Raw genomic sequence first — 20,722 nt, 5'->3', positions numbered from 1 at the left:
GATGGAATTAGCCCTGCAAGTCAAAAATATCAAGGTGCGTTACGGCGGGTTTATGGCGCTGGACGGCATCGATTTGCATGTGCGGCAGCATGCCACGCTTGGGCTTGTTGGAGAGTCGGGTTCAGGAAAATCCACATTGGCGCGGGTGATTGCCGGGTTGATTGTGCCTGATGAGGGGCAGATCGTGCTGGAGTCGGAGCCTTTGAAGAAGAGGAGAAGCCGTGAGCAGCGCAAAAAGATCCAGATGATCTTTCAGAACCCTGATGCGTCGCTGAATCCCAAGCATTCGATCCGGCAGATTTTGTCCGAGGCGTTGTTGTTTCATCGTATTGTGGACCGCGCTCAAGTCGAGAAACGCTGCAAGGAGCTGCTGGCCCGCGTTCACATTGCCGAAAGCGCTTTGGACAGATTTCCTCATGAATTCTCCGGCGGCCAGCGGCAGCGGATTGCCATTGCCCGCGCATTAAGCGTGGAACCAAGCGTTTTGATCGCGGATGAACCGACGAGCGCATTGGATGTTTCCGTCCAACGGAGCGTGCTTGACCTGTTTAACACGTTGAAGGATGAGCTTGACCTCACGATGCTGTTCATATCCCACGATTTAGGGGTCATCCATGAAATCAGCGATACAGTGGCGGTAATGAAGCAGGGAAGGCTGGTGGAGATCAATGCCAAGGAGCGGTTTTTCGCCCGCCCTGAAACGGCATATAGCCGCGAGTTGTTGTCCGCTGTTCCGAGAATGCCGAAATTAAGTACAACAGGAGGTTTACATCAGCATGAGCCGAGCACCTAAAGGATATGTACCGCTTTTCCGATCCGAGTATGATACACTTACACATCAGCTCTCTAAGTTATTGTTTACGAAGCATTCTCCGGTCATCATCCCCGGGGAGGCGATCCTGGGCATTGAAGCGGTGGCCGCCGGGATCTCCGCGCCAGGCCGGACGATTTTGAATGTCGTGACCGGTCCCTATGGAAGCTTGTTCGGAAAGTGGCTGGAACGCGGCGGCGCCACGGTCGCCCAAGTTGCCGTCCCCTTTGATGAGGTGGTTACTGCGGAAGCGATCTTGGCGGCAATTGAAAAATTTAAGCCGTGCGCGCTCTCTTTTGTACAGGCTGAAGTAGTGACGGGTGGATCCAATCCGGCTCGTGAAATATTGAAAATTGCGCGCGACTTCAATCTTATCACGGTGATGGATTCCGTGTCGGCGGTGGGGGGAGAAGCCTTGCCGGTGGATGAATGGGGAGTTGATTTCGCAGCTATCGGTGCACAAAAAGCATTGGCCGGCCCTAACGGAGTCAGCGCCGTAAGCGTTTCGCCGCGTGGCTGGGAATTCCTTGAATCGAACCCGCATGCCCCGCGCAATTCGATCTTGTCTCTGCTGGATTTGAAGCCAAACGGGGATGGCACGGCACCGCTGCGGGTTCCGCCCAACATTCCGGCTCTGGAGGCCAGGGCTTTGATCTCCGGCTTGACGCTTGTGGAAGAGGAGGGATTGGAGCGTGTGATCCGGCGCCATGAATTGGCCGCGGCATCTGCGATTTCTGGAATTAAAGCCTTGGGGCTTGAGCCTTGGCAAAAGGATAGCCGATTTTATTCCACGCTGACGACAACGGTGCGGACTTCCGGGGAACCGGGTTTACTGATCGATCAGCCTGTAGGGATTGTTGCTCCGGGAGATGGAGAATTGTTTGGGCAACTCTTGCGGATCAACCATTTTGGAGCGAACGCCTGCCGGCCAAGCGTAGAAGAGGCTATCAGAACGCTCGCCCGGTTGTTAGGCCAAAAGCCGGAACACGCCATAGCGGCCGTTTCGCAGGTTTGGGGGGAATGAACTTGATCAATAAAAACTCACAACCGCAAAACTTGAATCAAGTACACATAGCAGGGGTTAACGGAAAACGTTTTGATATCACGATTCAGGATGGCCGGTTCTCCTCGATCGTCGAAGCAAATCCGCACCGCGACGTGACGGATCGTCCAGGCGAAGATTTATGGATTAGCCCGGGGGTCATCGATCTGCACACCCATCTGGCTTGGACGGATTTTGACCATGCCGATCAATTGAAACGCGACCCGCATGAGATTGAAGTGCTGCAAGCGCAGGCTTTTGCAGCCACCCTTCGCACCGGCGTGACGACGGCAAGGGATGCGGGTGGCATTTTGCCCAGCACCGTGCGGCATATCGTGCAGCACTACGGACATCCTTTAAGGGTACAAGCCAGCAGCGATATGATTGGGGCCGCCGATGCCCGCCGTGGCCTGGGGCATCTGGAGCAGCGTCTGCAGCCGATTTTTGACACCGGTGCAGGCTGGATCAAGATTATGGCCACAGGCGGCCTTGGAGCCCCCACGGAAAAGGTGCTTGATCCGATATTTTCAAAAGAAGAATTCACCTTCATCGTTCGCCATGCGCATGCTCATCACAAAAAAGTCTTGGTTCATACCTGGGGAGGAGTGACCATAGACTGGTCTATTGCTGCGGGGGTGGAATCTATAGAGCACGGCATGTTTCTGACGGAGGATCAGGCCGGGCGGCTTGCCGCGTCCGGAGTCGCTTTTGTGCCCACGACATCGATTTACCGCATTGCCGCCGACCCTAAAGGCGTGTTGGCTTTGAACCCGGTGATTTGCGACCGCGCAGCCCGGGCGGCCGAAGCCCATCCCAAGGCGATCGCATACGCCCAAAGGGCGGGAGTCCGGATCGGATTCGGGACGGATTACGCCACACCTCAACTTCACGGACACAATCTCCAAGAGTTGGATACTTTGACGGAGTACGGGCTGTCTTGGGCAGAGGCGTGGCAGGCTGCCACAACGACCGCAGCCGAGATTCTTGGCAGCGGCCATGAATTGGGAAGGGTTGCGGAAGGTTACCTGGCGGATGCGATTCTCTTTAATGCCGATCCCTATCAGGCGGGGAATGCGGAGCAATTGCGAAAGAGCATCGTTTCCGTTATAACCGGAGCGTCTTAACACTATCCTCTCGGCCTTCAAAATAACGGAACTTTATGTACCTATTATCCGGAGCCAGGCCTGTTTATCCCCAATAGCGGCATTTTTGGTACTTATTTTCCTATGAAGTGCCCAGAACGAGAGCATTCCTACCGCGACTCGAGAAAATAGCGACATAAATCGTCTCTATTTCTCTCAAATTGACGGATATCACCGGAGTAGCGACGTTTTTTGTCCTTATGTTTCGCTGGAACAAGCGACCGCCAGAGTAAATTCCCTGGCGGTTCGCATTACCGGTTTTTTAATTTTTCGACTTCCATTTCGAGATCGGCGATCCGATGGTTAAGGAACCGGACATCCCCCCGAAGTTCGGACTCGTTTTCGTCCAGCTTTTGCTCAATCCGGACCAGATCGCCGTGCATATGCTTCACGTCCATGCTTAACGCTTCAAGTTTGGCGTCGGTTTCTTCCTGCCGGTCGCGAATCGCGCTAGTGATCAGCCGCAGCTCTTCTTGTCCTGTCTTCAGCAGTTGGATTTCATCCTTTACCGAGCGAATGTCATCCTTTACCGGCTGTAAGGACTCGTTTATCACAGATTGTAGCAATTCTTTTAACTCCGCGTTGCTCATCGTACAAAACTCCTCATCGGGTTCCTCATCGGCTGAGGGAATTGCTTAATAACCCAATTATACTTTCCCTTCGGCCCTTTGAAAATAAAAGAGGACAAAACTTCACAATTTTCGCAAGAAATTGAACAATACGTCATTATATTGGCGCAATGGCACGGCTCTGTTTTGACGGTTTTATGATGGCAACATTTCCCTCACTTTGTTCGTTATAAAAAAGTGATGACTCACATTTAGCACAGGAGGGAATTTAAGAAATATGAAGAAATGGAGATCCATCGCAGCAACCGTCGCAGTTCTGTCTCTTATGTTTACCGCGGTCCCGATTCACGCGGAGCAGCCGTCTGATCAGTCGTCCCAGGCGGTGGAGCAAGACGCGCAGACCGCGCCGAACATCGATCAGGCCGTCTCGGATAAACTTACGGATGCACTAAACAAGCTGGCCCCAAATTCGAAAATTACGTTTACCAGCGTAGACGAGAATCTTTGGATCTTTGAGGGGACGCTGAACGGGAAGGCCAACGCAACTTTCAGCCAACTCTATAACCCGGAGAAAAACCGGGTAGAGTCCACGTCGATTATTTATAAGGCCGACGATAGGGATAAAGTGATGGACAAAACTTTGCGTTCCCGTGTAGCGTCCTTTCTGAAAACTTTTGACACCGACAAAAAATTTAAACCTGAAGCGCTCTGGCGGGTCTATTCCCCGTACCAGGAGGATAAACAGCTGCGCAATTACTGGGTATTTTTCGGCAATGCTCAAAATCTGTACATCGACTTGGATAATAACAACAGTATTAGAGCAAGCATCTCCTATTCTTTAGGCAGCACCAAACCACAGTTGAACAACAAAGCTTCCCGCGCCCTGAAAGCGCTGGGAATCAGCACCACCAAACCTTTCGACTTCGTCATTCGCGAGAAGGAAGGGGATAAAAATTTCGTATGGAATTATCAGGACGAAAACGATTTTAACCATGTTTTGATCGGGGCGAAGACCGGCAAAGTCTGGGAAGTTTATAATATGACAGGAGAAGATTGGAACGATGAGCAGGATTTTGCCAAGTCATTTGCCAAGCCGAAGCTGAGCAAGACCAAAGCCCTGTCCGTGGCCAAACCGGCGGTTCAATCGGTCTTTTCGATCAATCTGAAAGGCTATTCGGTATCGATCAAAGCTAATGAATATACGTTCACCAAAAAAGGAGCTCCCACACTGGTTGGCAAAATCAACAAAAAAGGCAAATTTTATTCGTGGCAACAACTCCCGGCGAACGGCGTTATATCCTAGGCTGAATAACCTTAGTCAAAAAAACGAAAAACCGTCCGACTTCATCATCGGACGGTTTTTTGCGCCTATACTCTAATATCCAAATGTCTGCCCCGGTTGGGATCCAACTGACTTTGTTCTAACATTTTCACCAGGTTCTGACCTTGGACTTCAGCCTGGTTTTTGGCCATGCTCAGTACTTGGATGCTGACAGCCTGGGAAAGTTTGGCTTGGCTCATAGCGGTTGATGCTGCTGCGATATCCATTTTCTCACCTCCTACCGGTTGTATCGGCATTCACGAGCAAATCGATTAGGTTTGCAATTAACCATTTATAATTTAAGAGGTAGTTCAAAAAGTCATCTTTTGATCACGAAGTAGAATCATGGAGCTTATTCGGCGTCAAATCTTGAATTCAGCCGGGCCTTCTTGGTGCTGAAAAGCCGACTTTTTGAAACACGTAATTTAAGGTAATTTTCAGCTTTTTGTAAGGTTCCTTTAAGCAAGGGCTGCTATATTTTAAGTACTCCCTCTTCTTAATTGATATATATGAAGAAGCCGTCCCGAATAGGGGCGGCTTCTTCCGTTCTCTTGAGGCTTATTTCAAATCTTCAATCGAATTGATATCGACATAGCTTGGAACAACAAGCCCTGTTTTGACGCCGGTCATGTTTGGACCAAGGTCCTCCAATTTATCGCCGTATTTATCCCAGTAGTCTGCGTGGGTCAGCGGCAGCCAAGCGGCCGCGGTCGCATCCGCGTCGCCTTCGGCAACCCCGGTCCACATCGGGCCGGCTTCCACCTGCAACGCTTCTACCTTATAGCCAAGCTTGTTCTCGAGAATGTATTGCAGCAAATTCGTGCTGGCGATTTCCGAGTCCCAAGCGACATAGCTCAGTTTGAGCTTGTCGCCGTTCACCGGCGTCAAGCCTTCTATCCAACTGTTCACACGGTCCTCGTGGCTGTCCGCCCAAGCCTTAGCCGCTTCGGCCGGGTCTTGGCCGTCCTGGATGGCGGTCATCATTTCGCCCATTTCGTCCGAAGTCCACTCGAAGCGATCCAGGAACTCATAGGCTGTTGGCTGATCCTCTTTCAAGCCTTTGCGCACCAGGGTGTGAATTTCTTCGGCTTCCCCGTACACTTTTTTCGGATCATCCAAGTATTTCAGATCGTATTTGGCAAACATCCAGTGGGGCGTCCAGCCCGTAATGACAATCGGTTTTTTGGCTTTGACCGCTTTATCCAGCATCGCAGTCATCGCCGCGCCCGAGCCTTCGATCAGCTTCCAATCGCTAAGGCCGTATTGGTCGATTGCGCTGGCCGTCGCTTTCATGATGCCCGCACCGGGATCGATGCCGATGATTTCGTAGTTCACTTGTTTGCCGATGGAGTCGCCCGCCGCATTTCCGCCGGTATTGCTTCCGGCGCTGGTGCCCGTTTGACCGCAGGCGGAAAGCAGCAGTGTTCCGGCCAATCCTACCAGCATCATCAGGTTCCTCGTTTTTTTCATCTTATTCTCCCCTTTTTTTGGATTTCAACAAATTTTGCGTAAAGCGGTCCAGCACGATCGCGAGTACGACGACGGCCAGACCGGCTTCGAAGCCTTGACCAATTTTAAGCTGGGTCACAGCCCGGTACACGGTGGCCCCGATCCCCTGTGCGCCGATCATGGACGCGATGACGACCATGGACAGCGACAGCATGATCGTTTGGTTCACCCCGGCCATCAGTGTCGGCATCGCCAAAGGCAGCTCGACCTTAAACAGCTTCTGCCAGGACGTGGAGCCGAAAGCGTTGGCCGCTTCGGTTAATTCGCCGGACACCTGTTTGATGCCCAGATAAGTCAGCCGAATCGTCGGCGGAATCGCAAAAATGACCGAAGCGATGACGCCCGGAACAACGCCCAGACTGAAAAAGGTAACGGCCGGCAGCAAGTAAACGAACGCCGGCATCGTCTGCATGAAATCAAGCAGCGGCGCGATGATCCGGTGGGTAATTTTGCTGTAGGCGCTCCAGATCCCAATCGGAATCCCAAGCAGGATCGAAATCAGCCCCGACGTAATGACAAGGCCAAGCGTATTCATCGTTTCCTGCCAATAACCCAAGTTATCGATCAGCAGAAACCCGATCACCGTAAACAACGCTAGCTGCCATCTGCCGATCAGATAAGCAAGAATTCCGATGATCGCGATAAACAGAAGCGGATGAGGCAGCAAAAACAATCCGGAAAAGAAACTTACAATCCATTCGATGACCGCGGACAAGCCGTCGAAAAATCCACCCAAATACGTGCTCATCCAATCGACGATCGACTCAATCCAGTCGGCAATCGGCAATTTAGGAATCGAGTTCATGAGCGGTCACCTCCTTCGTCTCATGATGAGTTTCATGATGAGTTTCATGGTGGGTTTCACCGGCAAGCGCGCCGAGCACGGCGCCGCGGACGATGACGCCCAGCAGGCGTTCCTGTTCGTCCACAACCGCCAGCGGTACTTTCGACGAGCTTGTGACCTCAAACAGATCGCTCAGCACAGTATCCGGCATGACCCGCGGACCGTCCTTGATCAGAATGTCGCTGAGCGATGCTCCGGTTTTCGCCGCGGCCGCGGCGTCTTCGGCGGTAATGACGCCGAGCAGGCGCTTGCTGCGGTCGATCACAAACAGGTTGGAGATTCCCCGTTCGCGCATCAGTTCCAGGGCAACCCGCGGTCCGCGATCCGGGTAGATCGTCTCCGGACGCCGCATCACTCGCGCGGCGGTCAGTACTTTGGACAGATCGACGTCCTCGATGAACCGTTCAACATAGCGGTCGGCCGGATTCGTCAGCATTTCTTCCGGCGTTCCGATTTGTACCAGCGCGCCATCCTTCATCAGCGCGATCCGGTCGCCGATCCGCAGCGCTTCGTCCAGATCATGCGTAATAAAGACGATCGTTTTTTTCATTTTTTCCTGCAGTTCGAGCAGTTCGTCCTGCATGTCGCGGCGAATCAGCGGATCCAGCGCGCTGAACGCTTCGTCCATCAGCAAAATCTCCGGGTCGTTGGCCAGCGCCCGGGCCAGACCGACCCGCTGCTGCATGCCGCCGCTAAGCTGCTCGGGATATTGATTTTCCCAGCCCTTCAATCCGACGAGCTCCAGGCCCTGCATGGCTTTTTCCTTCCGGTCGCGTTTGTTTACTTTTTGAACTTCAAGCCCGTATTCCACGTTTTGCAGTACCGTGCGGTGCGGGAACAAAGCGAATTTCTGGAACACCATGCCGATCGATTTTCTCCGCACTTCGCGAAGCTGTGATTTATTCATTTTCAGCAAGTCCTGCCCGTGCAGCAGAATTTCGCCTGCCGTAGGTTCGATGAGCCGGTTCAGCATCCGTACAAGCGTCGATTTGCCGCTGCCGGACAGGCCCATGATCACGAAAATTTCCCCTTCGCGGATATCCAGGCTAACCTGGCCGACACCAATCGTAATGCCTTTCTCCTTGAGCAGGCGTTCCTTCGTATAACCTTGTTTCAGCAAAGGTATGCCTTGCTCCGCGTGAGGACCAAACAATTTGCTTACTTCATGGACACGCAATATTTCCTTACTCATGTATTCACTCCTCTTCTTAACAACTTTGCCCTCCGATGCCTGACTTCGCTGCAGCAAAAAGCAAGGCGAAGCGGGCAGCATCGCATCAACCTATGTATAACAGTCTAACAGGGAAAAGGAACATAATTCAAAGCTCAAATCCGTACGTAAGGAACGTACAGAAAAAACTGAACGTAACGAATCTACAGATAACTCCCGTATGCTCCCATATCCTACCGAAGTCGCTTCTTTACATTTAGGCAGGCTTTACTTAAGATAGAATAAGCGTTAGACTACGCAGTGTTAGATGGCGCCAACACCATAGAATCATGGTTCGCAATGAATAGGAGGTTGCAAGCATGAGCTTGGACCAGCTCACAGAAGAACAGCATGCGTCATTAATGAAGGTACGCAAGCGTGTTATAGAAGCGATTGGCAGAAATATGGACTTATATGGCATTTCTCTTTCTACGGGCCATTTGTACGGGCTGCTTTTTTTTGCGGATAAGCCGATGACCCTGGATGAGATGGGCGTCGAAATGAGTATGAGCAAGACCAGCATGAGCACGGGCGTGCGAACGCTGCTTGATCTCAAAATGGTGAATAAAGTATGGGAGAAAGGCTCGCGCAAAGACTTATATGAAGTAGAATACGACTGGTATCAGACGTTTACGGACTTTTTTGCCATCAAATGGAGAAAAGCCGTGGAAGGCAACATTCTGGTGCTGCGCCGTTCCCTGGAAGAATTGAACCGCTGCCTGGCCAGTGAGCCGGAAGGACCGCTCCGCAAGGTGCTGGAGGAAGACGCTCGCAAAATGAAGGAAGCGGTAAAATATTACGAATGGCTGGACCGCCTGATCGACACCATGGAAAACGGGGACATCTACCAGCTCGTACCTAAACCTGAATAATCACGCCTTATTGTAAAAAACGCTTAGTCCCGGACCCGGCCTAAAGGATGGCCGAAGGGACTAAGCGTTTTTAGTATACTCCGATGTTGTCCAGCATGATTTTGGCCGGTCCGCCGTCCAGACGGAAGGCCAGGCGGGTGATTCCGGCCGATGGGTCAAAGCCCGGCTTCGCGGCGGTGAAGGCCGCTAATGGCAGGCGGTAAGTTTGAAATACCGCTTCGGTGGGATGCTTGTATTTGCCTTCCGACAAGTTCCGCTCCAGCCACGGATGAATCGTGAAAGTGGTCTCGGGAAGCGGCGCCCTGTCCATGAACGCGGACAAAGGCAGGCGGACGGCTAGGCCATGGCTGTCGGTCAGTTCCACGCTGATTTCCGGAGCAGCCGGATCGGCCGCAGCTGAATCGTTTTGTTCAAGCTCATGGTTTAGGTCCGCCAACGAAAAGGATAACAATTCGGGAGCGGACCCGTCCATTCCGGGAAAGGGGGCGCCTTGCTCCCATTGCAATGTGTAAACGGAGCTGATGCCTACTGTACTTTCGCCGCGTTCCAGCACGATGCCGCGGGTAGGCTTGCTGACATTATGCCGGTTTTTGGCGTTCCGCTCCATCCAGATGAGGCCGCTGGCCTCCGCTTTTCCGCCCCCGGGAACCGACGTCTTGTTTGTGTCCTCGTCATACCGGGCCCAGGCGATAAATGATCCGCTCTCAAACCGGTTATAATAGTCCGTGTCCGGCAGCCAGGACATTCCGGTGCGATAGTCTTGGAACAGGGCAAGATATGACTCTCGCTCTTGCTCCCGCTCCTGCCGTTGCAGCGTTTCCTCCAAAAATGCGGAAATATACACTTTCGCGATTTCCCGCTGCTCGTCGGGAGCCAGCATCCCGCTTCGGCTAAGCAGGATGCCCTTCGGGTAACTGACGTCGCTTGCCCCCCAGCTGCTGTTAAACTGGCTGTGGTTGGCATCGGCGATGTAGACCGAAGCTTTGAATTTATCCGCCCCGCGGGAATACGTTGTTCTTATATACTGGCGGTCGCCGTCGAAGTCGTTGACATCGCCGTCCCGGGCGCCCTGCAGCGTTAAGTAGCTGACATCCCGCAGCCTGGTGTATTTGTTGTCCACCTTTTTGTCGGTCGGGGCAATGGCAACCGCGGCTTGAATCCGGAACGAGTCCAGACTTTGCAGCGACGCGTCGGAACCGAACCAATTCCGGTAATCGGCGGCCATGACGGCCGCTTGCCCTCCGCGCGAGTGGCCGATCAGGGCGATTTGCCCGAAGTCGATTTTCCCGTAAAACGGATTGCCCGGCTCGGCGGCAAACTCCCCGATTTGCTGCAAATGCTTCAGCAGCATCCAAGCGCGCACCTTCATATCGTTGTCGGGTATCCCCGACCATGCCGAATAGTTCAAAAAGTTTTCGTCCACCGAAACGGCCACATATCCCCGGCTGGCCAAAAGCTCGCCCAAATAAGCGTATCCCCCGTCGGAAAAGTCCTCCATCAAATGATTGCCGTGAACGATCAGAACGAGCGGATAAGGCCCGGCGTTCCCTGAATTCTCCTCGGGCGTTTCCGGCATCCATACCCGGCCATTAACGGGAAGCGCGTGCTGGTCATAACCCCAAAACCAGGTGCGGAGCCGCGGCCAGCTTTTAATGTAAGCGGAGGCGTCCACCGATTCGGAGCGCAAATCCGTCTCTTTCCCGAATTCCGGCTGCCAACGGTCTTCGCAGCTCCCATAATATAAAGTAGAAACTGGATAAGTTCCCGGGTTAGCCGGATTATCGGCCGGCTCGAAAGCGCCCGAATCGGAGAGGGAGGCCGGCACCGTGCCGGTTTGTTGCGAAACATCCGGCCAGACGGCGGCGGTTAGCCCGAACAGCGCAAGCACCGCGATCAGGCCGGCTTTGGCGCGCAGGGAGAGACGCAGGCGGGCAACCCCTGCGGCGATCATGCCGGCGATGGCTCCTGCCAGTGTCACCACGCCAGATATCACCGCGGAAGCGGGGAAAGGTACTTCACTAAAATAGAAGATGAAAAAAATGATGGCCAGATCATACAACAAAGCTCCCGCAAACAGGCGGGGGATCGGCACTCCGATCAGCGCCAGCAGGACTGCGGCCGCGTGCGCCGCGGCGAACATCCCTATCGTCCCCGTCAGCACAAACAGCAGCATGTCGAAGGCGGTACCGAAGCCCGTAGGCATGCCCAAAGCCAACAACATAAAAGCGAACATGCCGGCCCCCCAAGGACCGGCTGCCGCAAAACGCCAATAGGCGGTATCGTATCGGTAAGCGCCCTGAATCCGGCGAATCAGCCGGTAACGTAGGCTTGGTTTCTGCAGAACAAGTTCGGTCAGTATCTGAAGTTCCATAATTCCCCCCAACCCGCTTTAGACTTCCGCCGTTATTGTAACATGCCGGGCAGGGGAGGAGAAACAGTCTGTTTACGTTCGAAGGTTGACAACGTTCTAGCGGCTGCGGCCGGCACCGGAGCGAAAACGAAGGATGGACCAGGCGGTCAGCAGGATCAGTACGAAGAGACATACCGAGATGCTGATCCGGTTTTGCGCGTCAAACAGAAACAACAGGGCGATGACCGATAAGCAAATGACCGTTAAGCTCGTGATATACGGATATCCCCAGACTTTAAAGCCTGGCGCCAGCGGATAAGTTTTGCGCAGCTTAAGCTGGGACAGGCAGATCGTAATCCAAACGAGCACCACGACGAAACCCGGCACCGCCATCAGCAAGCGAAACAAACCGGCCTGATTCAAATAGGCGACCAGCGAACCGAGGATCAGCACGCTGCCGCAGAGCTTCAGGCTATTGACCGGAACCCCTTTGGCCGAAATACGGGCGAGAAAAGGTGGGGCTTCGCCGCCCGCCGCCATGGAGTGGAGCATGCGGGTAGCGCCGTAGATGCCGGAATTGGCCGCCGACAGAACGGCCGTAATCAGGATGAAGTTCATCAGGTGGGCCGAACCTTGCAGGCCGGCGGACGCCAGCACCTGGACGAACGGGCTGGTCTGTTCGTTCAGGCTGTTCCACGGGACCAGCCCGCATATGATGAGAATCGGCAGCGTATAAAACAGGACGACGCGCAAAATAAAGCTTTTGACGACCCGGGGCAGCACCTTTTCGGCATCTTGCGCTTCGGATAACGTCAGGCCGATCAGCTCGGAGCCGCCGTAAGAGAACATGACGACCAGCAGGGCCGAGAAAATAGCAGTCCAGCCGTGGGGAAAGAAGCCGCCGTAAGCAGTGTAATTGTACGGAAACGGAGCCACGGCCCCGGGAATCCAGCCGAACAGGATGGCCGCGCCCAGCACGATGAACACCACGATCATGGCGATTTTGATGCCGGCCAGCCAAAATTCGAACTCGCCGTAACCCCCGACGCTCATCGTGTTGACGGCCAGGATGAAGGCCGCGCTGGCTAGGCTCAAAACCCAGAGCGGCACGCCCGGAAGCCAAAACTGCAAGAAGCTGCCGGCGGCGATGACCTCGATGACGCAGACGGCCAGCCACATAAAGCAATACAGCCAGCCGATGATAAAAGAGACCCGTTCCCCGAACGCTTGGCGGATAAAATCCTTCATATTTTTGCCTGGATAGACGGTGGCCATCTCGGCGATCGCGCCCATCACGACAAGCAGCAGCAAGCCGGCGAAAACGTAAGAAAAAATCACGCCGGGACCGGCCAGGCTTACCGTTTCCGCGCTGCCTTTGAAAATGCCGGTGCCGATCACGCCGCCCATCGCCATAAAACTGATATGACGCGGCAGCAATTTTTTTTGCAAAGTGGCTTGGTTGTTGGATTTCATATGAACAGTGCCCCCTGAACGCATTGTTGGTCATAAATGGATATTTACTAATCTTACTGCAAATCGGCAGAGATAGGAAATGACAAACCTCTTCTTTTGCCTTGACAAATATTTTTTAGCCTTGTTTAATAGGAAAATAGTTTTTTAACAAAATGTGAACAAAGAAAGGCGAACTCCATGAATACGCATCTCAAAAACATTCATCCTTTATCCTGGACTATTATTATAGGAACGATCTTTGGCCGGATGGCCACATCCATGAGCATTCCGTTTTTGTCCATTTATTTGATCAAATCGATGGGGGCGACCGCCTCGGAAACCGGGATCGTCGTGGCCGTCAGTTCGCTGATCGGCGTATTCGCCAGCTTTTACGGAGGATACATCTCGGACGTTATCGGACGAAAAAGAGTGCTGTATATATCCATTTTCGGCTGGACGTTGGTGTTCGTTGGCTTTGCCTTGGCGGACAAGGTATGGATATTTTTTGTCATGAACGCGCTAAACGGGTTGTGCCGGGCGATGTTCGAGCCAACCTCACGGGCGCTGCTGGCCGACATTACGACGCAGGAGAGCAAGATGCTTGTATTTAACCTGCGTTACGCGGCGATCAATCTGGGCGTGGTCATCGGGCCGATTCTCGGCATGCAGCTTGGTGCTTCGGAATCGGGGATCGCTTTTTATTTTGCCGGCCTCGTCTATTTCCTGTACGGTATCGTGCTCCTAATCCAGTTTATGGCCCATAAACATGTCGGCACTGCCGAACATGGCGCCGGCGAGCGCCTGACATTGCAAGGAGCCCTGCAAGTGACCGGGCGGGACCGCACCTTCGTGTACGTGCTGATCGGCATGATCTTTTGCGTGCTGGGCTACGGCCATTTCGACTCTACGTTGGCGCAGTATATGGAGATGAGTCCGGATATCGAAAACGGCGCCAAGTGGTTCAGCTACATGCTGTCGCTGAACGCGATCGTCGTATTGGCCGTGCAGTTTCCGCTCGTCCGGTTGGCCAGCCGTTTTTCGCCGATCGTCCCGATCATCGCCGGCAATTTGTTCGTTTCCTGCAGTTTGCTTCTGTTTGGAGCGTTCCATACGATTTGGGCGTTTATCCTCGGGGTCGTGATTTTTACGATCGGGGAAGTGCTGATGTTTACGATGACCGATGTGCTGGTCGACCGGATCGCGAAACCGGAGCTGCGCGGCACTTATTTCGGCGTTTTCGGGTTCAACAACCTGGGGAATACGCTGGCCCCGCTGCTTGGCGGATTTTTGCTGGATTCGCTGGGAGCCGGAGCGGCGCTGCCCATTTTTGCGATACTTGCCCTGACGACGGCCTGCGGCGTGCCGTTTTTGCTGCTGGCCAACCGCCATCTGGCGTACGGCAGGCCGGCCAAAACAGCCGAGGCTGCGGAGGCTGCGGCGCAAAGCTAAGCCGGCGCGAGCCCCGGTTGAAGTATTTGCGCAGTACAGCTGCAGCATGCCGTTCATCGCATGGAAGGACAAGGGCTGGCTGTTTTTGGAGAATCTCGACGGATTTCAGGTCTGGATGCTCAAAATGAATGTAATAGTAGTCGCAGATTCGGGTATGGTAGAGAGCGATACGTAGGAAGAGAGGGAAGGAGAAGAGAAATCTGGGGGCTTAAGGGACACCAGAGCCGTTATTTGCGTAAAAACGGAGGCTTGCAAAATGTAACGGACACAGACGACCTTATTTACCTAAAATCGGCCTGGATGAACGGGTTTAGAGCGAAATAGGGTCGCCTGTGTCCGTTAGGCTGGGAAATACCCGGGAAATGGGCGGATAAGGTCGCTGGTGTCCGTTAGAGCAGCGTCCAAAGTTTAGGAAGAGCCTCCAATCGCTCCAAAGTAGAAGTCAGAGCCATTAAAGGACGCCGTTAGGCGCAAGCAGAAAAGCCAACCGCCTTCATGCCAATGCGGTTGGCTTTTCTTTTCATAACGCGATTTAAGTAAAACGCTTATTTTAACGCTCCGATTGCTGCTGACCGAATACCGTTTTGGCATCTTCCGCCATTTCTTTGGCAAACTCTTCTCTCTCCTTGCTCGGAACCGGCATTTTGTTGAACTCGTCTCTTTGCACTTCATATTTGCTAGGACCTTGAGACTCTTTCTTCATACTGCTACCCTCCTTCAACTCCCGATAAGTCAACAGTAGGGTGCGTTGGCATGATGGATTTTATGCACCTGATTATTTTTTGATTTGCTTCGGCCAAATGAAATACGTAACCGTAATGACCAAATCCACGCACAGCACAATACCCCACACTCGGAGCACCCCAAGCAAAGCCTCGGTACGGCTGGAATCGTTGATGAAATAGATCATCCCGGCGAGCAGCAGACCTCCGATCAGAAACGCGAGAATATGGCGGATAAATCCCTTCAATTCATGTTTGGCATGATCCATGCCGTAACGCTTTGCGGGCTTGACAGCTTCCTCTTTGGCCACATAGAAGCGGAACTTGGCGTCGGCCCAGTCTATCATGCTTTTTCCGGAGGCGATCGATACCCCGATATATACGGCTGCAAGCGCATGGGCCGTCGTGGCTGTTGCCTCGTTGTACAGGTCGACGCCGGTAATGACGAACAGGATCAGGTCGATGACCGGAGTCAAAGCAAGCAAGGCCAGCCCAAGCTTAGGCCGTTTCCATAAATAACGTACGATTAATCCTGCGGCAATGACCACCCAAAAGGCGATTTCGCAGGCGACGATTGTCCAGGCCACCGCATTCATGCGTGTTTTCCCCTCCTGTAATTTGTGAAGTCCTGAAGTATTGTAACATCGTTATTTATTTAATACAACTGTACCGGATAGATTGTGTTGTTGGCCCATGGCTGGTAAACTGAAGATATGCCAAAACAAGTAGACCATACTCAAAGAAAACAAACGATCGCCGAAGCGACGTGGCGGGTCATTTTACAGCAGGGGATGGAAGGAGCGTCGGTGCGCAACATCGCCAAAGAGGCGGGACTGTCGGCCGGTGCGCTGCGCCATGATTTTTCCTCGCAGGAGGAACTGCTTCGCTACGCGATGAATCTGGTGAAGGAGAAGGCGGCTGCCCGAATCAAAGCTATTCTGATGCTGGAGTTGCCGCCAAAGGACAAAGTATTGAGAACCTTGCTGGAGATCGTGCCAACCCGCGAGGAAACCAGGGCGGAAATGGAGGTTTGGATGGCGTTTACGACCTATTTTCGGCACAAGCAGTTGGGATTTGACGCGCAGCATGACGGGATATACCAATTGATGCGATACCTCATCGCTTATTTGGACCAGCAGGGGCTGCTGAAAGCGGGAGTGGATCAAGAGCTGGAGGCGGAGCGGTTGTATGCCTTGATCGACGGCATCGCCATCCACGCGCTGCTCGACTCGCAGCGGCTCGGCGCAAACAAGATCAGCCGCATCCTGGTGCATCACTTGAATTCGATGCTGGACTAGAGCGCGGCTCACCCGGTCCGGCTTATTTGTTTTTGCGCGCCGGATTCAGCAGGGACAAGCTGAAAAACAGCACAGTGGATCCCAGCAGAATGACGATGCTTAGCCAGTTCTCCACCCTGTAGCTGCCGAATTGGTACACCACGCCCATGCTTCGCATGAACTCCGCCTCCATCCCGTCCGGTGCCCCGGCGAAGGATATTTCCATCGGACGTTCCAGCATCACGCTGCGGATCAGTACGCCGGCGTGTGATACGGGAAACAGTTTGATGGCCCACTGCACCGCTTCCGGCAGGCTGCCCACCGGCACGTAAACGCCGGTCAGGAAGCCGATCAGCGTTCCAATCACCGTACTGGCCGCCGAGAAGGCGTTTTGGCTGCGCAAAAATGTGGTGATGAAGAAAATAATCGAGCTGCTGGCCAACACGGACATTACGATAAGGCCAAGCACTTTCAGCATGCCAAGAATAGGCAGCAGCTCGCCGCCAACCAGCAGGATGTACAGCTCTCCGAGCGTGAAGGCGACCGCGCTCATAAGGATGCCGACGGAGCAGGCGCTGAGGATGTAGCCGCCGGTCAAACGGCTTCTGCGGATCGGAGAGGCCGTGAAGTCCTTGAGAATATTCCGCGACCGGTCTTCGGCCATGATGCCAAATGCGCCCATCGTTGAAGTAACGGAGGTGACGGCGAGAATGCCGGCCAGCACCCAGCTGTCGATAAGAAAGCTTACTCCTTGGATATCCGGCAGGCCGCTTGCGATCATATCGCCGAGGAACACGACGTATAACCCCAGGATGATAAAGACCGCCAATAAGGAAAACAACACGGCGGCCCGGTCGCGGAAGAAGATTTTCAAATTCCGCTGCGCGATGCGGATCATCAGCTTCTTACCTCCATTCCCGTCAGGTTAATAAAAACGTCGTCCATCGTTCCATTGATGATTTCGACGTTCTCAATATTGCCTTGGCAGCGATCGATAATTCCGAGCGCTTCCACGGTGCGGCTCAACGCGATCCGGTATACGCCGGCGGCGTCCAAGTCGAAGTGAACGCCGAGATCCGTCAGCACGCCGGCCAGCTCAGCGCCATGTACCGGCTTGATTTTCAGCAAATCCGCAGCATAGCGGTTTTTCAGTTCCAGGGAAGTTCCCCTAGCCAGCACCTCCCCATGGTCGATGATGGTGATGTAGTTGGCCAACGCAGCTTCTTCCATATAATGCGTAGTGAGGAACACGGTCATGCCCTGCTCCCGCTGCAGCTTCAGGATCATCTCCCACACGTTTTTGCGCGTTTGCGGATCCAGCCCGGTCGTCGGTTCGTCCAGGAACAGTACCTTGGGCGTATGAATCAAGGCGCGGGCGATATCGGCCCGTCTGCGCTGGCCGCCGGACAGCTTGCCGTAGGGCCGCTTTAGGAACTCGCCGGCGCTGGCCGTTTCCACCGCTGCCGCGATCGCCGCCTCCAGCGCGGCGCGAGACAAGCCGTAAAAGCTGCCCCGCACCTGTAAATTTTCTTTAACGGTCAACAGCGGATCAAGCAGGCTGTCCTGAAACACAATGCCAATGGAACCGCGAATCCGCTCATCGTCCCGCCCCAACCGGTACCCGCCGATGATAACTTCGCCGCCGTCCGGCTTGAGCCTTGTCGTGAGCATATCGATCGTCGTTGATTTGCCCGCTCCGTTGGGCCCCAGAAAGGCAAACAAGCTGCCTTCCTCCACGTAAAAGCCGATGTTCTTCACGGCCTCAAGCGATCCGAACGATTTTTTCAAGCCGTGCACTTCAATCATCTTGTTCATGGGTATCTTCCCCTTACTTGTTCAATTCGCGCTTTTGGATAATCCGCAGCTTCCGGTTGATCCTGCTCGCGTCGGCGCGGTCTTTCATGATCATCACGCCGTACACCGCAAAATATGCCAGAATCGACATCCCGCCGATGACGGCGGTACTGTTCAGGTCAAAAGAGAATACGCCCAGCAAAGGGCCAACTATAAACACGGACAGCAAAACGGCCAGGATATCGGCGGCTATCGACGTCCAGAGACGTTTCCAGGCGATCCGCTCGGTCACAAGCATCAGTATGGCGATGCAGCAGGAGGTGATGGCAAACAGTTGAAACGTGAGCACGGTCTCAAAAGGCGGCAGCACCTCCAGCAAAGACAGAATCGAATAAGCCAGGACGACAAATGTAAAGGCTATGCAGTCTCTTGTGAGATAGGCTTTTAATCTAGTCATTTTCGGCACCTCCTAAAAATCGAATTTTTGCTTGAAGCCTTGAACATAGTGGCGGTTGATAAACAGCTTCTCCCCGTTGTCGAGTCTGGCCTCAAACCTCCCGTTGATCAGGGCCCGGACGCTGGACAGCTTCATGATGTTTAAAATACAGCTTTTGCTGATCCGGGCAAAATCGGCCTGGGCGAATTGCTGCTCCAGCTCGTAAAGCCTCAGGCTGCACTCATAAACATCTTTTTCGTAATAAGCGAACGTTTTGTCGTCGATGGACTCGAAGTAGTAGATGTCCTCGGGCCGCAGGGGATAGCTAGCGCCGTCTTTTTTACCCGTGATGGCAAAGCCGTAGAGACGAATCTGCGCGATCAGCTTCTCCAAATCGGCGTCGATCAGCCTGCATTTAATGGTGATTTCCACATCCTCATGGTCAAGCGATTGGTCGATAATCAGTTTCAAAGGATTCACTCCCCGGTATCCTCTATATAGGTGAGTTAACCATATCACGGCGATTTTTGCGGACGCAATGCCGTAACTGGCAAGCTGCGTGTTCGAAGGGGTAAGATGCATGGGCCAGAGCTAGTCTGCATAATCGGCCAAGTTCCCTCATAGACATGTATCAGTTTAGGAAATCAAACTGCAGAGGGGATGATCTTATGCGCCGTTTCTCATGGATAGGGATGCTGACCATCGTGCTGGTTTTAAGCGTTGTGTTGGCTGCATGCGGGAAAAAGGACGCTGACGGCGTCGTCAAGGATTTGGACAAAGTGGTCTCTGGATTAAAGAGTTATCAAGGTTCAGGCACGATGACGCTTTATACCGGCGACAAGCCGCAGGAGTACAAGGTGGAGGTATGGTACCAGAACCCGTCGTTCTACCGGATCGCGCTGACGAATGCGCAGAAGGATATCACGCAAATTGTGCTTCGCAATGAGCAGGGCGTTTACGTGCTTACGCCCAGCCTGAACAAGAGCTTCCGTTTCCAAAGCGATTGGCCGGAAAATCAAGGCCAGGTTTATCTGTATCAGACGTTGGCCCGCAGCATTTTGACCGACGGCTCAAGGCAGTTCGGAACGGACAAAGACAGCTATATTTTTGAAGTGGCCGCCAACTACAACACCCATGCTCTCGTGCGGCAAAAAATTTGGCTGGCCAAAGACAACTACGCTCCGAAGCAAGTTCAGGTATCCGATGCGGAGGCCAAGGTTGTCGTCGAAGTGAAATTCGACAAGTTTGATTTTGATGCGAAGTTCGATAACAAATCGTTCGATATGCAGCACAACCTGGATGCGGCGGCACAGAACGCCCAAGGCACGCTGCTTGAGGTCGATGAGAACGGTATGCTCGTCGAGAAGCCGGCCTCGGAACAAGCGGACGGAACCGACTCCGCATCGGCAAGCGGGGCAAGCGCGGACAAAACGTCCAGCCCGGCCCTTTCGGAACCGTTTGGCGTCATTATTCCCACGTATTTGCCGGATGGGGTAGAATACAAGGACGACAAAGTGGTGGAAGGCAGCGAGCGCATCACTGTGCTGCAGCGTTATGACGGTACATATCAATTTACGCTGTCGGAGACGCGTTCCCCGGACCGGACCGCTTCATTGGTGTCCGGCGAATTGGTCGACATGGGCTTTACTTGGGGCCTCTTGACCGGTGAGGAGCTGCAAACCTTGACCTGGACCGTGGACGGTCTGGAGTTCCGGATCACGAGCGAAAACCTGCCTGTCCATGAAATGGTTAAGGTCGCTGCTTCTATGCAGGATCAAACGGGTAAATAATGAAGAACAGGCGGATTACGGATGTTCCGGCAATCAAAACCGATTTGGCCGGACCCGTCTTTTCGCCTGCTTTTGTTTAGCCGCCTTCATTTGCCTAAAAATGGGTGCTTCCGCAGAATTGACAGCCGTCTT

General features: G+C 53.5%; 21 protein-coding genes. 8 read left to right on the top strand and 13 right to left on the bottom strand.

Annotated elements, in window-relative coordinates; translation table 11 throughout:
* The first annotated feature begins 1 nt into the window (after nucleotide 1).
* Genes ACLD72_RS10395 through ACLD72_RS10385 form a run of 3 tightly spaced genes read left to right on the top strand, consistent with a single transcriptional unit; the run spans nucleotide 2 to nucleotide 2,977 of the window.
* Complete coding sequence (locus tag ACLD72_RS10395; protein WP_410997244.1) at nucleotides 2–793, top strand: ABC transporter ATP-binding protein; 792 nt, start codon at nucleotides 2–4, stop codon at nucleotides 791–793.
* The gene (locus tag ACLD72_RS10390) at nucleotides 777–1,835 is read left to right on the top strand and encodes a pyridoxal-phosphate-dependent aminotransferase family protein (RefSeq protein WP_410997246.1); all 1,059 of its coding nucleotides are present in this window, start codon (nucleotides 777–779) and stop codon (nucleotides 1,833–1,835) included. Before ACLD72_RS10395 ends, ACLD72_RS10390 begins: the two co-directional genes overlap by 17 nt.
* Before the next feature lie 32 nt (nucleotides 1,836–1,867).
* Complete coding sequence (locus tag ACLD72_RS10385) at nucleotides 1,868–2,977, top strand: amidohydrolase family protein (protein ID WP_458475740.1); 1,110 nt, start codon at nucleotides 1,868–1,870, stop codon at nucleotides 2,975–2,977.
* 269 nt (nucleotides 2,978–3,246) lie between these two features.
* Here the strand turns inward: ACLD72_RS10385 and ACLD72_RS10380 are convergent, their stop codons facing one another.
* The gene (locus ACLD72_RS10380; protein WP_410997250.1) at nucleotides 3,247–3,585 is read right to left on the bottom strand and encodes a hypothetical protein; all 339 of its coding nucleotides are present in this window, start codon (nucleotides 3,583–3,585) and stop codon (nucleotides 3,247–3,249) included.
* Nucleotides 3,586–3,841: 256 nt separating this feature from the next.
* On the opposite strand from ACLD72_RS10380, the gene ACLD72_RS10375 reads away from it, so the two are divergent.
* Nucleotides 3,842–4,867, top strand: a complete 1,026-nt coding sequence (locus ACLD72_RS10375; protein ID WP_410997252.1) for a hypothetical protein — start codon at nucleotides 3,842–3,844, stop codon at nucleotides 4,865–4,867.
* Nucleotides 4,868–4,932: 65 nt separating this feature from the next.
* Here ACLD72_RS10375 and ACLD72_RS10370 read toward each other — a convergent pair whose 3' ends face one another.
* The 4 genes from ACLD72_RS10370 to ACLD72_RS10355 form a co-directional block, all read right to left on the bottom strand.
* Entirely contained in the window at nucleotides 4,933–5,112 is a 180-nt protein-coding gene (locus tag ACLD72_RS10370; protein ID WP_410997254.1) for a YjfB family protein, read from the bottom strand.
* 331 nt (nucleotides 5,113–5,443) lie between these two features.
* Entirely contained in the window at nucleotides 5,444–6,355 is a 912-nt protein-coding gene (locus ACLD72_RS10365; RefSeq protein ID WP_410997256.1) for a glycine betaine ABC transporter substrate-binding protein, read from the bottom strand.
* A 1-nt stretch (nucleotide 6,356) separates the two neighbouring features.
* Nucleotides 6,357–7,199 carry an ABC transporter permease gene (locus ACLD72_RS10360; protein WP_410997258.1) on the bottom strand — a complete coding sequence of 281 codons (843 nt, stop codon included), beginning with the start codon at nucleotides 7,197–7,199 and terminating at the stop codon, nucleotides 6,357–6,359.
* Nucleotides 7,183–8,430 carry a quaternary amine ABC transporter ATP-binding protein gene (locus tag ACLD72_RS10355; protein WP_410997260.1) on the bottom strand — a complete coding sequence of 416 codons (1,248 nt, stop codon included), beginning with the start codon at nucleotides 8,428–8,430 and terminating at the stop codon, nucleotides 7,183–7,185. The genes ACLD72_RS10360 and ACLD72_RS10355 overlap by 17 nt, the downstream gene beginning before the upstream one ends.
* Before the next feature lie 338 nt (nucleotides 8,431–8,768).
* Here ACLD72_RS10355 and ACLD72_RS10350 point away from each other — a divergent pair, with 338 nt between their 5' ends.
* A complete protein-coding gene (locus ACLD72_RS10350) occupies nucleotides 8,769–9,320 on the top strand; it encodes a GbsR/MarR family transcriptional regulator (RefSeq protein WP_251590492.1) in 552 nt (183 codons plus the stop codon).
* Between the two features lie 70 nt (nucleotides 9,321–9,390).
* Here ACLD72_RS10350 and ACLD72_RS10345 read toward each other — a convergent pair whose 3' ends face one another.
* Together ACLD72_RS10345 and ACLD72_RS10340 are read right to left on the bottom strand one after the other, a co-directional pair.
* A complete protein-coding gene (locus tag ACLD72_RS10345) occupies nucleotides 9,391–11,691 on the bottom strand; it encodes an alpha/beta hydrolase family protein (RefSeq protein WP_410997262.1) in 2,301 nt (766 codons plus the stop codon).
* Nucleotides 11,692–11,787: 96 nt separating this feature from the next.
* Nucleotides 11,788–13,143, bottom strand: coding sequence for an amino acid permease (locus ACLD72_RS10340; RefSeq protein ID WP_410997264.1), 1,356 nt, complete (start codon nucleotides 13,141–13,143; stop codon nucleotides 11,788–11,790).
* A 177-nt stretch (nucleotides 13,144–13,320) separates the two neighbouring features.
* Between ACLD72_RS10340 and ACLD72_RS10335 the strand changes: the two genes are divergently transcribed.
* Complete coding sequence (locus tag ACLD72_RS10335) at nucleotides 13,321–14,571, top strand: MDR family MFS transporter (RefSeq protein ID WP_410997266.1); 1,251 nt, start codon at nucleotides 13,321–13,323, stop codon at nucleotides 14,569–14,571.
* Between the two features lie 550 nt (nucleotides 14,572–15,121).
* On the opposite strand, the gene ACLD72_RS10330 is transcribed toward ACLD72_RS10335, so the two are convergent.
* Both ACLD72_RS10330 and ACLD72_RS10325 read right to left on the bottom strand, forming a co-directional pair.
* Nucleotides 15,122–15,274, bottom strand: a complete 153-nt coding sequence (locus ACLD72_RS10330) for a hypothetical protein (protein WP_410997268.1) — start codon at nucleotides 15,272–15,274, stop codon at nucleotides 15,122–15,124.
* A gap of 72 nt (nucleotides 15,275–15,346) precedes the next feature.
* On the bottom strand, nucleotides 15,347–15,889 hold the full coding sequence (locus tag ACLD72_RS10325; RefSeq protein ID WP_410997270.1) for a hypothetical protein: 543 nt from the start codon (nucleotides 15,887–15,889) through the stop codon (nucleotides 15,347–15,349).
* A 117-nt stretch (nucleotides 15,890–16,006) separates the two neighbouring features.
* Between ACLD72_RS10325 and ACLD72_RS10320 the strand changes: the two genes are divergently transcribed.
* Nucleotides 16,007–16,591: a TetR/AcrR family transcriptional regulator gene (locus ACLD72_RS10320; protein WP_410997272.1), complete on the top strand. Its 585-nt coding sequence runs from the start codon at nucleotides 16,007–16,009 to the stop codon at nucleotides 16,589–16,591.
* Nucleotides 16,592–16,613: 22 nt separating this feature from the next.
* Here ACLD72_RS10320 and ACLD72_RS10315 read toward each other — a convergent pair whose 3' ends face one another.
* The 4 genes from ACLD72_RS10315 to ACLD72_RS10300 are packed head-to-tail and all read right to left on the bottom strand — an operon-like array spanning nucleotide 16,614 to nucleotide 19,271.
* Nucleotides 16,614–17,468: an ABC transporter permease gene (locus ACLD72_RS10315; protein WP_410997274.1), complete on the bottom strand. Its 855-nt coding sequence runs from the start codon at nucleotides 17,466–17,468 to the stop codon at nucleotides 16,614–16,616.
* Nucleotides 17,468–18,385 (bottom strand): ATP-binding cassette domain-containing protein, encoded by a 918-nt coding sequence (locus ACLD72_RS10310; protein ID WP_410997276.1) that lies wholly within the window; start codon nucleotides 18,383–18,385, stop codon nucleotides 17,468–17,470. Before ACLD72_RS10310 ends, ACLD72_RS10315 begins: the two co-directional genes overlap by 1 nt.
* 13 nt (nucleotides 18,386–18,398) lie before the next feature.
* Nucleotides 18,399–18,821: a hypothetical protein gene (locus ACLD72_RS10305; RefSeq protein WP_410997278.1), complete on the bottom strand. Its 423-nt coding sequence runs from the start codon at nucleotides 18,819–18,821 to the stop codon at nucleotides 18,399–18,401.
* Between the two features lie 12 nt (nucleotides 18,822–18,833).
* A complete protein-coding gene (locus ACLD72_RS10300) occupies nucleotides 18,834–19,271 on the bottom strand; it encodes a LytTR family DNA-binding domain-containing protein (protein WP_410997280.1) in 438 nt (145 codons plus the stop codon).
* A 197-nt stretch (nucleotides 19,272–19,468) separates the two neighbouring features.
* On the opposite strand from ACLD72_RS10300, the gene ACLD72_RS10295 reads away from it, so the two are divergent.
* Nucleotides 19,469–20,590 (top strand): DUF4367 domain-containing protein, encoded by a 1,122-nt coding sequence (locus ACLD72_RS10295; RefSeq protein ID WP_410997425.1) that lies wholly within the window; start codon nucleotides 19,469–19,471, stop codon nucleotides 20,588–20,590.
* Nucleotides 20,591–20,722: the final 132 nt, after the last annotated feature.

The sequence above is a fragment of the Paenibacillus lacisediminis genome, assembly GCF_046567315.2.
The sequence above is the reverse complement of the archived record's forward strand: the minus strand, read 5'-3'. Positions and strand labels throughout refer to the sequence as shown.